Raw genomic sequence first — 14,985 nt, 5'->3', positions numbered from 1 at the left:
AATATCGGAAAAGGGTGTCAGCTTAGACCTTGTGTGGCTGTCGGAAAAGATCAAGACGTGTCGCAATTGTGCCGAAACATCCCACAGTGTCTGATAAGCTGGCGCCAAATGACTGGCGTCAACCGTCAGGCATCCTAGAAAAAGCTCATACCTCACATCGAACAGGATTTCGTGATGGTTGCCTCAGCCCTACCCGCCAAGATCAAGAACATCGATAAACTGCTGGTCCACTGCCAACGCCGCCGTTATGTCGCCAAGAGCAACATCATTTGCGCGGGTGATCGGGCCGAGACGCTGTCGTTCATCATCAAAGGGTCGGTCACCATCCTGATCGAAGACGACGAAGGTCACGAGATGATCATCGCGTACCTCAACAGTGGCGACTTCTTTGGCGAGTTGGGCCTGTTCGAGCCCGTGGGTAGCGATCAGCAGCGCAGCGCCTGGGTTCGCGCCAAGACCGAATGCGAGGTGGCGGAGATCAGCTACGACAAGTTCCGCGAACTGTCGCGCCACGACCCGGACATCCTCTATGCCCTGGGCAGCCAGATGGCCCAACGCCTGCGCAACACCACGCGCAAGGTTGGCGACCTGGCCTTCTTCGATGTGACAGGCCGAGTGGCGCGCTGCCTGCTTGACCTGTGCAAGCAACCCGACGCCATGACCCATCCGGATGGCATGCAGATCAAGATCACCCGTCAGGAGATCGGTCGCATCGTCGGCTGTTCGCGGGAGATGGTCGGCCGCGTCCTGAAGGACCTCGAGGAACGCAGCCTGGTGCAGGTCAAGGGCAAGACCATGGTGGTCTACGGAACACGCTAGTCCCTGGGCAGTTTCGCCAGCTCATCAGCATAGGCTTGCGACAAGCGCTCGAACCAGGGCGCTTCGGGCACCACTTCATGCAGAGCGATATGGCTGTCGGCGCGGCAGCGCTGCTCCAGGTCGCAACATTCGTTGAAACGGTTGACGGCCGCGACCATCGACTCCCGCTCGTTGTCCAGCAGCAGGGCTCCATGGACCAGCACCACGGCCCGCTTGCCACCCAGTCCCTGGCGCCAGCGCTGAGCGGTGCCGACCAGTTTGCGGCCGTTGAGGTTGACGTTGAAACGCCCGTCGCAGAAAGCACCGTCGATTTCGCCCACCGAAGCCACGCCACCCCATTCGCGCAGCACATCGCACAAAGGCAGGCACAGGCGCTCGTAGGCATGCTCGATTCGCCCATGGTCGCCTTCGCTGCGCGGCGCGACGTAGACCAGCGCGACATTCACCGTCGCGTGGGACTGTGGCACCGGCTCACCACCGGTTTCCCGCAGCAGCACAGGCCATCCGGCAATCGCCAACTCGGCGCATGCAGCCTCGAAGTTTTCCAGCCGGCTCATGCGCCGTGGCATCACCAGGGCATGATCGGTGGGGCGCCAGAACAGCACGCCAGCGTCACGCTCGCCGCGGCAGACGGCCGCCAGCAGTTCCTGCTCGGCGTGCAGGCCTTGTTCGACAGTCAGTGCCAGGGGTTGATCGGTCATCCTTTCACCTTTGTTAGCAGCCATGGCAGGCCTACAAAAAAGCCGGCAATACGCCGGCTTCGTTTCGATCAGTCCAGTTGCTGAACAGTCTTCTTGACCTGATCAGGGAAGAACAACCGCTGCAGCTCCAACCCTGGTTGCTCGGCACGCATGAACGCCTCCCCCACCAGGAAGGTGTAGACCTCGTTGATTTCCATCAGCTCGACGTCAGCACGGTTGAGAATGCCGCTTTCGGTAATGGCCAGGCGATCACGTGGGATGCGCGGCAACAAGTCGAGGGTGGTCTCCAGGCTCACCTCGAAGGTGTGCAGGTTACGGTTGTTGACCCCCACCAACGGCGTATCGAGCGTCTTCAGTGCACGCTCCAGCTCGTCGCCGTCATGCACTTCGACCAGGACATCCAGGCCGACCTCCTTGGCCGTGGCGGCCAGCTCAGCCATCTTCACGTCGTCCAGCGCCGACACGATCAGCAGCACGCAGTCGGCGCCCAAGGCACGAGCCTCGACGATCTGGTACGGGTCGACCATGAAGTCCTTGCGGATCACCGGCAGCGAAACGGCGGCGCGAGCTTGCTGCAGGTATTCGTCGGCGCCTTGGAAGTAGTCCACATCGGTCAGCACCGACAGGCAGGTCGCCCCACCCTTTTCGTAGCTGACGGCAATGTCCGCCGGCACGAAGTCCTCGCGGATCACACCCTTGCTCGGCGAGGCCTTCTTGATTTCGGCAATGACCGCCGCCTGCTTGCGCTTGGCCTGCTCGATCAGGGCATTGGCAAAACCTCGGGGCGCATCGGCCGACTTGGCCAGACGCTCCAGTTCGGCAAAGCTTACGCGCGCGCTGCGCTCGGCCACTTCCTGGAATTTGCGGGCGATGATCCTTTCCAGCACCGTCGGCACACTCATGCTTCGTTCTCCACCTTGAATACCGCCGTAAAGGCACCCAGCTCCTGCAGCTTCTCCCAGGCCAGCCCGGTGTGCAGCACGTCATGGGCCAGTTCCACACCCGACTTGAGGCTCATTGCATGGTCTGCGGCATACAACGCCGCGCCCGCATTGAGCACGATCATTTCGGCGGCTTTCTGCCCGTTCTCAGTCTTGCGACGACCCAAGGCATCGCGTATCAGCGCCAACGAGGCCTCCGGGCCTTCGACAGCCAGGCCATGCAGGCTCTGGCTCTTCATGCCGAGGTCCTCCGGTTCGACCCAGTACTCGGTGATCTGGTCATTCTTCAGTTCGGCCACGAAGGTCGGCGCGGCCAGGCTGAACTCGTCCAGACCGTCCTTCGAATGCACCACCAGCACATGCTTGCTGCCCAGGCGTTGCAGCACTTCGGCCAACGGACGGCACAGGGCCTGGGTAAACACGCCGACCACCTGGTGCTTCACACCGGCCGGATTCGTAAGCGGGCCGAGCATATTGAACAGGGTACGCAGCCCCAGGTCACGGCGTGGGCCAGCCGCGAACTTCATTGCCTTGTGGTGGCTCTGAGCGAACATGAAGCCGATCCCCAGGCTGTCGATGCAACGGGCGACCTGGGTTGGATTCAGATCCAGGTAGACTCCGGCGGCCTCCAGCAGGTCCGCGCTGCCGCTCTTGCCGGAGACAGCACGGTTGCCGTGCTTGGCCACAGGGCACCCCGCCGCCGCGAGGACGAAGGAGGATGCGGTGGAAACGTTGAAGATGTTGGCGCCATCACCGCCGGTACCGACGATATCGACCACGCCATCGAGGCTTTGCAGCTCGACCTTGTCAGCCAGTTCGCGCATCACCGAGACCGCACCGACAATCTCGTCGATGCTCTCGCTCTTCATGCGCATGCCCATCAGGAAGGCGCCGATCTGCGCTTCGCTGCATTGGCCGGTCATGATCTGGCGCATGACATCGCGCATTTCTTCGGTGCTGAGGTCAAGGTGGCCGACGATACGGCTCAACGCGCTCTTGATATCCATGTTCGGTCCTTAGCGGCGGCCGCCGGTCTGCTTGAGGAAGTTGGCGAACAGCTCGTGGCCCTGCTCGGTCAGGATCGATTCAGGGTGGAACTGCACCCCTTCGATGTTAAGCGTCTTGTGGCGCAAGCCCATGATCTCGTCGACCGCGCCATCTGCGTGGGCGGTCCAGGCGGTCACTTCCAGGCAGTCAGGCAAGGTTTCGCGCTTCACCACCAGGGAATGGTAGCGGGTCACGGTGAGCGGATTGTTCAGGCCGGCGAACACACCCAGGTCGCGGTGCAACACCGGGCTGGTCTTGCCATGCATCACCTGACGCGCCCGCACCACATCGCCGCCGAAGGCCTGGCCGATGGACTGGTGCCCCAGGCAGACGCCAAGGATTGGCAGCTTGCCGGCGAAATGCAGGATGGCCTCGATGGACACACCCGCTTCGCTCGGTGTGCATGGACCAGGCGAGACGACGATGCGTTCCGGATTGAGGGCTTCGATCTCGGCGATGGTCATTTCGTCGTTGCGAATGACCTTTACCTCGGCACCCAGCTCGCCAAGGTACTGAACAACGTTGTAAGTGAATGAGTCGTAATTGTCGATCATCAGTAACATCGGGATGAACCTCTTGAATCTACTGACTTTTGAATTCGAATCTTCCTACACGCCAGAACAAGCGCAAATGCAGCCGCATCGTGCGGTGGCGGGTGTTACAAAGAGGAAGACAAACGGGGGCGGGCCGGACTTGCCGGCAGGAGATAAAGTCAGGCGCGCCAACGCCAACGGGCGTGGGCCTTGATTACGCGCATCAAGAGTTTGCTGACGATCAACACAGGATAGGTCTCGCTCATACGTCCCGGCACAGTAGCTTACCGGGGCGCCTGGCGCAATATGCCCGTAAACACGGGGTAACGAATGGACTTGTGAGAAAAGACCTTTGCTTTGTTAAGGTCAATCGGGCTGTTCCGATAAAAACAATGAGAAGGATATCTACCCATGCAACGTTCGCATTTCCTGCGCTTCACCCTCTGTACGCTCGCGCTGGCCTGCAGCCAAGCCCTGGCAGCTCCTTCGCCATATTCCACCATGATCGTGTTCGGCGACAGCTTGAGCGATGCCGGCCAGTTTCCCGATCTACTGGGAGGCACTGATGGCATGCGCTTCACCAACCGTGACAGCGACGGCAACTTCGCCCCCGTCTCGCCGATGATCCTCGGAGGACAACTGGGGGTAGCGCCAGCAGACCTCAACCCTTCCACCTCCTTCGGAATTCGCCCGGATGGTAACAACTGGGCGGTTGGCGGCTACACGACCCAGCAAATACTGGATTCGATCACCGGCACCTCTCAATTGATCATTCCCCCTGGCAACCTGGGAGCGGGCACCGTGATTCGTCAGCGACCTGGCTACCTGGCCAATGGCCTGCGCGCAGACCCCAACGCGCTCTACTACCTGACCGGTGGCGGCAATGACTTCCTCCAAGGCCTGGTGAACACCCCCGCGGACGCGGCGGCAGCCGGCGCACGCCTGGCCGCCAGCGCCCAGGCGCTACAGCAAGGAGGGGCACGCTACATCATGGTCTGGCTACTGCCAGACCTCGGCCAGACCCCGAACTTCAGCGGATCGCCCTTGCAAGGCGCCCTGTCACAGCTGTCGAGCGTGTTCAACCAATCGCTGGTCGGCCAGCTCGGGCAGATCGACGCCGAGATCATCCCACTGAATGTTCCCGTGCTACTGCAAGAAGCCGTCACCGACCCGAGCCAATTCGGCCTGGCCACAGGACAGAACCTGATCGGCACCTGCTACAGCGGCAACAATTGCGTTGCAAACCCCGTGTATGGCGCCAACGGCACAGCGCCCGACCCAACCAAGCTTCTTTTCAACGACTCAGTCCATCCGACCATTGCGGGCCAGCTACTGATCGCCGACTACGCCTACTCGATTCTCTCCGCCCCATGGGAACTGACACTGCTGCCAGAAATGGCTCACTCCAGCCTCCGAGCACACCAGGACGAGCTGCGCAACCAGTGGCAGACGCCTTGGCAAGGCGTAGGGCAATGGCAACCGTTCGTTGCAACCGGTGCCCAGGACCTGGACTTCGACGAGCAAGGCAGCGCTGCCAGCGGTAACGGCCATGGCTATAACCTGACGCTGGGCGGCAGCTACCGGTTGAATGACGCTTGGCGACTGGGGCTGGCGGGCGGTGTGTATCGGCAAAAGCTGGAAGCAGGTGCACAGGACTCCAATTACAAGCTCGACAGCTACCTGGCCACTGCCTTCGCCCAGTTCAGACAGGACCGCTGGTGGGCCGATACCGCCTTGAGCGCGGGGCACCTGGACTACCGCGACCTCAAGCGTACCTTTGCCCTGGGGGTGAACGCCCGTAGCGAGAAAGCCGACACCGATGGCGAGGCCTGGGCAGTCACCGGCCGCCTGGGCTACAACCTGGCAGCAGCCAGCAGCACCTGGCAACTGTCACCCTTCCTCAGCGCCGACTATGCGCGGGTGAAGGTGGACGGCTACGACGAGAAGAGCGGACGTTCGACGGCGCTTGGCTTCGATGACCAGGAACGTACTTCACGACGCTTGGGGCTGGGGTTGTTGGGCAGTGTGCAGGTATCGCCGAGCACCCGGCTGTTCGCCGAGGTGGCGCGCGAGCATGAGTTCGAGGATGACCAGCAAGAGGTGACGATGCACCTGACCAGCTTGCCGGCGAACGAGTTCACACTGACCGGGTATACGCCGAACAGTAACCTCACCCGGGCCAGTGTGGGACTGACCCATGAGTTGACGGCCGGGGTGCATCTGCGAGGGAACTACACCTGGCGCAAGAGCGATGAGTTAACGCAACAAGGGATGAGCCTGGGGATCAGCGTCGACTTCTAGGACGGTGGGGGCCGCTTAGCGGCCCTTTTGCGACATCAGGCCGCTTCAACTGCTTGGAGACTGCGAAAGGGCTGCAAAGCAGCCCCAGATGCCGACGAACTACTTGGCAGAGGTCTGCTCAGCCAGCGCCACTGCCCGGAACATCGCCCGGCGCTTGTTGATGGTTTCTTCCCACTCCAGTGCCGGTACCGAGTCGGCAACGATGCCCCCGCCAGCCTGCACATGCAACTCGCCGTCCTTTATCACCGCCGTGCGAATGGCGATGGCTGTGTCCATATTGCCGTTCCAGGCAAAGTAGCCCACCGCCCCTCCGTACACACCCCGCTTGACCGGCTCGAGTTCGTCGATGATCTCCATCGCACGAATTTTCGGCGCCCCCGACAAGGTGCCCGCCGGCAGGATCGCCCGCAGCGCATCCATGGCGGTCAGGCCTTGGCGCAGTTGGCCAGTGACATTGGACACGATGTGCATCACGTTCGAGTAGCGTTCGATCACCATCTTCTCGGTCAGGCGAACGCTACCGGTCGAGGACACGCGCCCCACATCGTTGCGACCCAGGTCGATCAGCATCAGGTGCTCGGCGATCTCTTTCTCGTCCGACAGCAGGTCGTCTTCCAGCGCCCGGTCGGCTTCTTCGGTAGCGCCGCGCGGGCGAGTGCCGGCAATCGGGCGCACGGTGACCAGGTTGTCTTCTACCCGCACCAGCACTTCGGGCGAGCTGCCAACGACATGGAAGTCACCAAAGTTGAAGAAGTACATGTAGGGCGTCGGGTTGAAGCAACGCAGCGCACGGTAAAGGTCGATCGGCGCGGCCTTGAAGTCGATGGACATCCGCTGCGACGGCACCACCTGCATGCAGTCGCCCGCCAGGATGTATTCCTTGATCCGCCCAACCGCGTTCTCGTAGTCATCACGGGTATAGCTGGAGCGGAATTCCGGCTCGGCTGCCAGCGGGCCGCTCAAGTCCAGGCCACGGCGTGGCGTGATCGGTTGACGCAGGGTTTCCAGCAAACCCTGCAGGCGCGCCTGGCCCTGCTCGAAAGCCTGCTCCTCGGTCGGGTCGACCAGCACGATCGCATGCATCTTGCCCGCCAGGTTGTCGAACACCACCACGGCGTCGGACACCATCAGCAGAATGTCCGGCACGCCCAGCGGATCCGGGTTTGGGCAAGCGCCCAGACGCTTCTCGACATAGCGCACGCAGTCATAGCCGAAGTAACCGACCAGGCCGCCATTGAAGCGCGGCAGGCCAGGGATGTCGGCGACCTTGTAGCGGTCCTTGAAGGTTTCGACGAACGCCAGCGGGTCTTCCACATCGTGGTTTTCCACTTCGACGCCGTCTTGCAGGATGCTCACATGGTAGCCATGTACACGCATCACGGTGCGCGACGGCAGACCGATCATCGAGTAACGGCCCCACTTCTCGCCGCCCTGCACCGATTCGAGCAGGTAGGAATTGGGTTGGTCAGCCAGTTTCAGGTAGATCGACAGCGGCGTATCGAAGTCGGCCAGGGTTTCACAGGCCAAGGGGATGCGGTTGTAGCCGGCAGCGGCCAAGCGCAGGAATTCTTCGCGGGTCATGGGTAGCCTCGTGGCAAGCAGCAATGGGTTCGGGCAAGCGGACGGACCGGCAGGCGCCGGTGGGCAGAAGTCAGGCGCGCCAGCGCCAACGGGCCAGGGCCTTGATGACTTTCATCCAGAATTTGCCAGTAACCGCCACGGTGGACTCTCTGTCTTGTGAGGCTTGAAGGTCCGCCAACGTTATCCCAGTGGCCGGGTCTACGCAACCAGGCAGCAGGGCGCGCAGGTCGTCGACCACCAGATTGGGTGATTCGTCGTGAATCGGCCGACCGTGGTTGTAGCCATAGGTCAGGCCGACACACTTCACCCCTGCCGCCTTGGCCGCCAACACATCGCTGCGCGAGTCGCCGACGAACAATGACTGCTCGGGGGCAACGCCGGCCATTTTCATGACGAACAACAGCGCGGCTGGGTCTGGCTTCTTCTGGGGCAAGGTGTCGCCGCCGATGATCCAGCGGAAATATCGACCGATTTTCATCTGGTCCAGCAGAGGGCCGACGAAACGCTCGGGCTTGTTGGTGATCAACGCCATCTCCACGCCCTGCTTGCGCAGCCAGCGCAGGGTGTCCTTCACACCGGGGTAGATTTCCGTCAGCTCATGGCTTTGGGCATAGGCGTCCATGAACAGCGCCAGCCCTTGCTCGGCCAGTGCCTCATCCACACCCTCATGCTCGATATCGCCGGCCAGCGCACGGCGCACCAGGACCTGGGCACCATTGCCCACCCATTGGCGCACCGCATCGAGGCCAGCCGGCGGTCGCCCGAGTTCGAGCAGCATACGATCCACAGCGGCGGCCAGGTCGGGGACGGAGTCGATCAAGGTACCGTCCAGATCGAACATCACCAGCCTGGGCAGCGCCCCTGGGAACAGCTGCTCGAAGCCGCTCATGGGCGTGCCTGGGCCAGTTCGGCGCGCATCGTGGCGATGACTTGCTCATAGTCCGGGGCGTTGAAGATCGCCGAGCCGGCAACGAAGGTATCGGCACCAGCAGCGGCGATTTCACGGATGTTGTTGACGTTGACGCCACCGTCGATTTCCAGACGGATATCACGCCCACTGGCGTCGATCAGGGCACGGGCCTCGCGCAGTTTGTCGAGGGTGCCTGGGATGAACTTCTGCCCGCCGAAGCCTGGGTTGACGCTCATCAGCAGGACCATGTCGATCTTGTCCATCACGTACTTCAGGGCGTCCAGGCTGGTGGCCGGGTTGAACACCAGTCCAGCCTTGCAGCCGCCGTCCTTGATCAGTTGCAGCGAACGGTCGATGTGCTGGGAAGCTTCCGGGTGGAAGGTGATGTAGGTAGCGCCGGCCTCGATGAAATCGCCGATGATGCGGTCGACCGGGCTGACCATCAGGTGCACGTCGATCGGCGCGGTCACACCGTACTTGCGCAGCGCGCTGCAGACCATCGGGCCGATGGTCAGGTTGGGGACGTAGTGGTTGTCCATGACATCGAAGTGAACGATGTCGGCCCCAGCGGCCAATACCTTGTCGACGTCCTCGCCCAGACGGGCGAAATCGGCGGAAAGAATGGAGGGGGCAATAGCGTAGGGCTGCATGGCGCACCTGTTGGCAGAATCACGGTGGTGCGCATTGTAACTCAGGGAAACGGATCGGGGCTGATTAGCATCAACCTGTACCGACCTCTTAACAACTAACGCCGCGAAGAGGTCGGTACCGCCACCCCATGATCAGGCGGGTTGTTGGGTTCTGAGCTTCTCGCTACGCCCACGCAACCACTCCAGGGTCAGCAACAACACTACCGAGAAGGCAATCAGCAAGGTCGCCGCCGCGGCAATGGTCGGGCTCAGGTTCTCGCGGATCCCGCTGAACATCTGCCGCGGCAGGGTCGCCTGCTCGGGGCCCGCCAGGAACAGCGTCACCACCACCTCATCGAACGAGGTGGCGAACGCGAACAGCGCCCCCGAGATCACGCCCGGCGCAATCAGTGGCAGCGTCACACGACGGAACGTCAGCAGCGGCGAGGCGCCAAGGCTGGCTGCCGCCCGGACCAGGTTGTAATTGAAGCCCTGCAGGGTGGCCGATACCGTGATGATCACGAACGGCACACCCAGCACCGCATGCACCAGGATCAACGACACGAAGCTGTTGCCCATCCCCAGCGGTGCGAAGAACAGGTAACTGGCCACACCGATGATCACCACCGGCACCACCATCGGCGAAATCACCAGTGCCATCACCAGCGACTTGCCGGGGAAGTCGCCACGCGTCAGGCCGATGGATGCCAAGGTGCCGAACACCATGGCCAGCACGGTAGCCGCCGGGGCGACGATGATGCTGTTCTTCAGCGCGCGCATCCATTCGGCCGAGGCGAAGAAGTCGTGATACCACTGCAGCGAGAAGCCTTGCAGCGGGTAGACCAGGAAACTGCCGCTGTTGAACGACAACGGCACGATCACCAGCACCGGCAATACCAAAAACAGCAGGATCAGGCCGCAAAGAATGCGCAGGCTGTAGAACCAGACCCGCTCCACGGGCGACATGTAAGGGCTCAGCATGACAAGGCTCCTCAGCTCAGGCGCAGACGGCTGGCGCCGACCAGCCAGCTATAGATCAGGTACAACAGCACGGTCGCTAGCAGCAACAGCCCGCCCAGTGCGGTGGCCATGCCCCAGTTGATGCTGGTGTTGGTATAGAAGGCCACGAAGTAGCTGACCATCTGGTCGTTCGGGCTGCCCAGCAGCGCCGGGGTGATGTAGTAGCCGATCGCCAGGATGAACACCAACAGGCAGCCGGCGCCCACACCCGCGTAGGTCTGCGGGAAGTACACACGCCAGAAGCTGGCGAACGGGTGACAACCCAGCGAGATCGCCGCGCGCATGTAGCTCGGCGAAATGCCCTTCATCACGCTGTACAACGGCAGGATCATGAACGGCAGCAGGATGTGAACCATCGAGATGTATACACCGGTACGGTTGAACACCAGCTCCAACGGCTCATCGATGATGCCCATCGCCATCAACGCGCTGTTGATCAGGCCGCCCGATTGCAGCAGTACGATCCACGCCGCTACCCGCACCAGGATCGAGGTCCAGAACGGCAGCAGCACCAGGATCATCAGCAGGTTGCTTTGCCGGGTCGGCAGGTTGGCCAGCAGGTAGGCCAGCGGGTAGGCCAGCACCAGGCAGATGGCGGTGATCACCACACCCATCCACAGGGTGCGGGCGAAAATATCCAGGTAGATGGCTTGATCGGGGGTGGCCTTGGCCAGTTCACCGAGGTCATCGATACGGTGATCGAGCGAAGCCAGCAGGTAGAACGAGGTGACCGAACTGGTGTTGCGACGGATCGCCTGCCAGTAGGCCGGGTCGCCCCAACGCTCGTCGAGGGCCTGCAAGGCATCTTTATAGGAAGCAGGCTCGGCCTTGAACGGCAGTGCCCGTGCAGTCTTGGCCAACAGGCTGCGGTAGCCGGCCAGCTCCATGTTCAGGCGCTTGGAGAGGTCGCCCAATGTCTGGTTCTTGCGCGATTCGGCCAGGTCCTGACTCAGCGCCTTATAGACGTCCTCGCCAGGCAGGCTCTTGCCGTCCCACTGGCTGATCACCTCGACCGTACGCGGCAGGCCGCCCACCACTTCCGGGTTGCCGACGCTCTTGTACAGCAGCGCCGCAATCGGCACCAGAAACACCAGCAGGAGAAACAGCGCCAGCGGCGCGATCAACGCCTGCGCCTTCCAGCGGTTGACCCGCTCGGCGTGCTTGAGGCGCTGCTTGAGACTTGGACCTGCGCCTTCGTTTAGGGGCACTGCAATGGCCATGGCGAACTCCGCGAAACAGAAAAACGGGGGGCGCTGTCGCCGCCGGGTAACGGCGACAGGTTGAGGCTGTGGTGCAGCCCATCGCCGGCAAGCCGGCTCCTACGGACCTGTAGGAGCCGCGCAGCGGCTCCAAGTCGATTACTTCTTCGCCGCCCAGGCGTTGAAGCGTTGCTCCAGCTGCTCGCTGTTGTCAGCCCAGAAGGCCACGTCGATCTGCACCTGGTTGGCGATGTTTTCAGGTGTGGTCGGCATGTCTTTCTTCACCGCATCGGCCAGCAGCGGTACCGCCTTGGAGTTGGCAGGGCCGTAGGCGATGTTCTCGGAGTAGGTTTTCTGCTGCTCGGGCTGGACGCTGAAGGCGATGAATTTCTTCGCTTCTTCGACGCTCTTGGCGCCCTTCGGAATGGCCCAGGCGTCGAAGTCGTAGATACCGCCGTTCCACACCACCTTCAGGTTGCTTTCCTTCTGCACCGCGGCGATACGGCCGTTGTAGGCCGAGCTCATGACCACGTCACCCGAAGCCAGGTACTGCGGCGGCTGGGCGCCGGCTTCCCACCACTGGATGCTTGGCTTGAGCTGGTCGAGTTTCTTGAAGGCACGGTCCACGCCCTCTTTGGTACCGAGCACCTGATAGACGTCCTTCGGCGCAACACCGTCGGCCATCAGGGCGAACTCGAGGGTGTACTTGGCGCCCTTGCGCAGGCCGCGCTTGCCTGGGAATTTCTTGGTGTCCCAGAAATCAGCCCAGCTGGTCGGCGCGGTCTTGAGTTTGTCGGCGTTGTAGGCCAGTACCGTGGACCACACGAAGAAACCGACACCGCAAGGCTGGATGGCACCCTTGACGTAGTCGCTTTCGTTGCCGAACAGCGCAGGGTCGAGCTCCTCGAACATCCCCTCGTCGCAGCCACGGGCCAGCTCTGGCGACTCCACCTCCACCAGGTTCCAGGACACGCTGTTGGTGTCGACCATGGCTTTGACCTTGGCCATTTCACCGTTGTACTCACCCGCAACGATCTTGCCGTTGCCAGCCTTTTCCCACGGCTCGTAGAACGCTTTGACCTGGGCCGCCTTGTTGGCACCACCGAACGACACCACGGTCAGGTCCGCCGCCATGGCCTGGCCGGCGGCGAACAGCCCCAGGGCCAGGGCGGTCAGTTTCAACTGCTTGCGCATTCTTATTCTCTCCACAGTACAGGGTTGGTGAAACACTCCATCAATGGGCTTCGGCAATCGGATCGAGCGCGCGGGCGTGCTCCACCTCCCAGCCCAGCGGTACCACATCGCCCACGGCCAGCGCCGGGTCGAGTTCGGCAATCGGCTGTTTGACGAAAAAGTCAGCCTTGCCGCAAACCTCAAGGCGCACACGCACGTGGTCGCCCAGATAGATGAATTCGGCCACCCGGCCAGAGAAGCGGTTGACACAGCGTTCGCTGTGGCCGTTCAGGCGCACGCGTTCAGGACGGATAGACAGCGTGACCGGCTCGCCGGCCTGGCCGACATTCACCGCCAGCGCCTCGACCCGCTCGCCACGCCCGAGCTGCACCTGGCAACGCTTGCCATCGCTGCCCAGTAACGTGCCGTTGATGCGGTTGTTTTCGCCGATGAAGTTGGCGACGAAGGTATTGCAGGGTTCTTCATACAGGGTGCGAGGGTCGGCGATCTGCTGGATCTCGCCCTGATGGAACACCGCTACCCGGTCAGACATGGTCAGCGCCTCGCCCTGATCGTGAGTCACGTAGACCACGGTCACACCCAGCCGCTGGTGGATGTGCTTGATTTCCATCTGCATGTGTTCGCGCAGCTGTTTGTCCAGCGCCCCGAGCGGTTCGTCCATCAATACCAACTGCGGTTCGAACACCAGTGCCCGGGCCAATGCCACGCGCTGCTGCTGGCCGCCGGACAACTGCCCGGGGTAGCGCTTGGCGAAGGCATCGAGCTGGACCATGTTCAGCACGCGCTTGACCCGCTCGCTGATGTCAGTCTTGCTCAGGTTGCGCACGGTCAGGGGGAAGGCCAGGTTCTCGGCCACGGTCATGTGCGGGAACAGCGCGTAGTTCTGGAACACCATGCCAATGTCGCGCTTGTGTGGCGGCACGTTGTTGATCGAGCGACCGGCCAGCTGGATCTCGCCTGCGGTAGGGGTTTCGAAGCCGGCCAGCATCATCAGGCTGGTGGTCTTGCCCGAACCGGAAGGGCCCAGCAGGGTCAGGAACTCACCCTTGCGGATGTCCAGGTTGAGGTCTTTGACGATCAGCGACTCGCCGTCGTAGCTCTTTTGCACACCACGGAAGCTGACCAGCGTCTCGCTGGTGGCCGCGTTCGAATTCGCCTCGCTCATGCCTGCACCTTCTTGTTGGATGACTGCGTGGATACAGACTAGACAAGGTGCAAGCCCCCGAAAATCGGGGGCACTGAGAGAATGCCATCATCCGGATGGAAGACTTCTTGTAGGGATTGCCCTACAAAGATGGCGGGATTGAGATAGCCCGAAGGCCAAATGCCACCGCTGTGTGGCAGCGAGTCCACCCGCGAAGACGCCAGCCCAAGCGCTACAACACGGCAGGCCAGGCGCTTTTCGCCGGTAAAACCGCTCCTGCAGCGTGCACAGCCGTACCTCGGATCGTTGCTGTCGCAACCAGAACAGTCACAACAGCTTGTGCTCCATGGCGTACTTCACCAGCTCTGCCAGCGAGTTGACCTTGAGCTTCTGCATCAGCCGCGCTTTATGGGTACTGATGGTCTTGCTCGAAAGCGCCAGCTGCTGCGCGATGTCATTGACGTTGGCCCCCTGAGCCAGGCGCTCGAACACGGAAAACTCACGCTCGGAGAGCAACGTGTGCAACGGCCGAGTCTCGGTCAGGCCAACCTCGAACACCATGCGGTCGGCCAGGGCCGGGTCGATGTAGCGCCCACCTCCAGCCACCCGGCGTATGGCAGTCAGCAGCAAGGCCGGGTCACTGTCCTTGGTGGCATAGCCCGCCGCACCGGCCTTGAGCGCGCGCGCCGCCATCTGGGCTTCGTCGTGCATCGACAGCATGAGAATCGCTGGGGCGTCGTTGAGCGCGCGTATCCGCGGGATGGCTTCCAGGCCATTCACACCGGGCATGGAGATATCCAGCAAGACCACCTCGCAGGGGGTATGGCGCAGGGTTTCCAGCAATTGCTCGCCGTTACTGGCCTCCCCCGCCACCTGCATGTCCTTGGCCAGGCCAATGAGCTGCTTGATGCCTTCACGGACAATGGTGTGGTCTTCGGCCACCAACACTCGAATCACGATCGTTCT

The 14,985-nt window shown here is 62.0% G+C and carries 14 protein-coding genes; 2 read left to right on the top strand and 12 right to left on the bottom strand.

The features are described 5' to 3' along the window. Positions 1-174: 174 nt before the first annotated feature. The gene (gene crp / locus C4Q26_RS13975; protein WP_023382653.1) at positions 175-819 is read left to right on the top strand and encodes a cAMP-activated global transcriptional regulator CRP; all 645 of its coding nucleotides are present in this window, start codon (positions 175-177) and stop codon (positions 817-819) included. Here the strand turns inward: crp and C4Q26_RS13970 are convergent. From C4Q26_RS13970 to C4Q26_RS13955, 4 genes are all read right to left on the bottom strand, one after another. Beyond that, on the bottom strand, positions 816-1,520 hold the full coding sequence (locus tag C4Q26_RS13970) for a lipoate--protein ligase family protein (protein WP_027907297.1): 705 nt from the start codon (positions 1,518-1,520) through the stop codon (positions 816-818). The genes crp and C4Q26_RS13970 overlap by 4 nt on opposite strands. Before the next feature lie 68 nt (positions 1,521-1,588). Further along, positions 1,589-2,422, bottom strand: a complete 834-nt coding sequence (gene trpC / locus C4Q26_RS13965; RefSeq protein ID WP_023382655.1) for an indole-3-glycerol phosphate synthase TrpC — start codon at positions 2,420-2,422, stop codon at positions 1,589-1,591. Continuing rightward, positions 2,419-3,468 carry an anthranilate phosphoribosyltransferase gene (trpD, locus tag C4Q26_RS13960; protein WP_023382656.1) on the bottom strand — a complete coding sequence of 350 codons (1,050 nt, stop codon included), beginning with the start codon at positions 3,466-3,468 and terminating at the stop codon, positions 2,419-2,421. The genes trpC and trpD overlap by 4 nt, the downstream gene beginning before the upstream one ends. Before the next feature lie 9 nt (positions 3,469-3,477). Beyond that, positions 3,478-4,071 carry an aminodeoxychorismate/anthranilate synthase component II gene (locus C4Q26_RS13955; RefSeq protein ID WP_027907298.1) on the bottom strand — a complete coding sequence of 198 codons (594 nt, stop codon included), beginning with the start codon at positions 4,069-4,071 and terminating at the stop codon, positions 3,478-3,480. Positions 4,072-4,452: 381 nt separating this feature from the next. Here C4Q26_RS13955 and estP point away from each other — a divergent pair, with 381 nt between their 5' ends. Then, complete coding sequence (gene estP / locus C4Q26_RS13950) at positions 4,453-6,342, top strand: esterase EstP (RefSeq protein WP_104883192.1); 1,890 nt, start codon at positions 4,453-4,455, stop codon at positions 6,340-6,342. Positions 6,343-6,441: 99 nt separating this feature from the next. Here the strand turns inward: estP and trpE are convergent, their stop codons facing one another. From trpE to C4Q26_RS13910, 8 genes are all read right to left on the bottom strand, one after another. Then, complete coding sequence (gene trpE, locus C4Q26_RS13945) at positions 6,442-7,923, bottom strand: anthranilate synthase component I (RefSeq protein WP_023382659.1); 1,482 nt, start codon at positions 7,921-7,923, stop codon at positions 6,442-6,444. A 70-nt stretch (positions 7,924-7,993) separates the two neighbouring features. Further along, entirely contained in the window at positions 7,994-8,812 is an 819-nt protein-coding gene (locus tag C4Q26_RS13940; protein WP_104883191.1) for a phosphoglycolate phosphatase, read from the bottom strand. After that, the gene (rpe, locus tag C4Q26_RS13935) at positions 8,809-9,483 is read right to left on the bottom strand and encodes a ribulose-phosphate 3-epimerase (protein WP_023382661.1); all 675 of its coding nucleotides are present in this window, start codon (positions 9,481-9,483) and stop codon (positions 8,809-8,811) included. Before rpe ends, C4Q26_RS13940 begins: the two co-directional genes overlap by 4 nt. Before the next feature lie 132 nt (positions 9,484-9,615). Further along, positions 9,616-10,443: an ABC transporter permease gene (locus C4Q26_RS13930; protein ID WP_023382662.1), complete on the bottom strand. Its 828-nt coding sequence runs from the start codon at positions 10,441-10,443 to the stop codon at positions 9,616-9,618. Between the two features lie 11 nt (positions 10,444-10,454). Beyond that, the gene (locus C4Q26_RS13925; RefSeq protein WP_023382663.1) at positions 10,455-11,702 is read right to left on the bottom strand and encodes an ABC transporter permease; all 1,248 of its coding nucleotides are present in this window, start codon (positions 11,700-11,702) and stop codon (positions 10,455-10,457) included. 138 nt (positions 11,703-11,840) lie between these two features. After that, positions 11,841-12,875, bottom strand: a complete 1,035-nt coding sequence (locus C4Q26_RS13920) for an ABC transporter substrate-binding protein (protein ID WP_104883190.1) — start codon at positions 12,873-12,875, stop codon at positions 11,841-11,843. A gap of 40 nt (positions 12,876-12,915) precedes the next feature. Further along, positions 12,916-14,040: an ABC transporter ATP-binding protein gene (locus tag C4Q26_RS13915; protein WP_023382665.1), complete on the bottom strand. Its 1,125-nt coding sequence runs from the start codon at positions 14,038-14,040 to the stop codon at positions 12,916-12,918. Positions 14,041-14,346: 306 nt separating this feature from the next. Further along, positions 14,347-14,979, bottom strand: coding sequence for a response regulator transcription factor (locus C4Q26_RS13910; protein WP_177325270.1), 633 nt, complete (start codon positions 14,977-14,979; stop codon positions 14,347-14,349). Positions 14,980-14,985: the final 6 nt, after the last annotated feature.

Source organism: Pseudomonas sp. SWI44 (assembly GCF_002947915.1).
Taxonomy (GTDB): Bacteria; Pseudomonadota; Gammaproteobacteria; order Pseudomonadales; family Pseudomonadaceae; genus Aquipseudomonas; species Aquipseudomonas taiwanensis.
The sequence above is the reverse complement of the archived record's forward strand: the minus strand, read 5'-3'. Positions and strand labels throughout refer to the sequence as shown.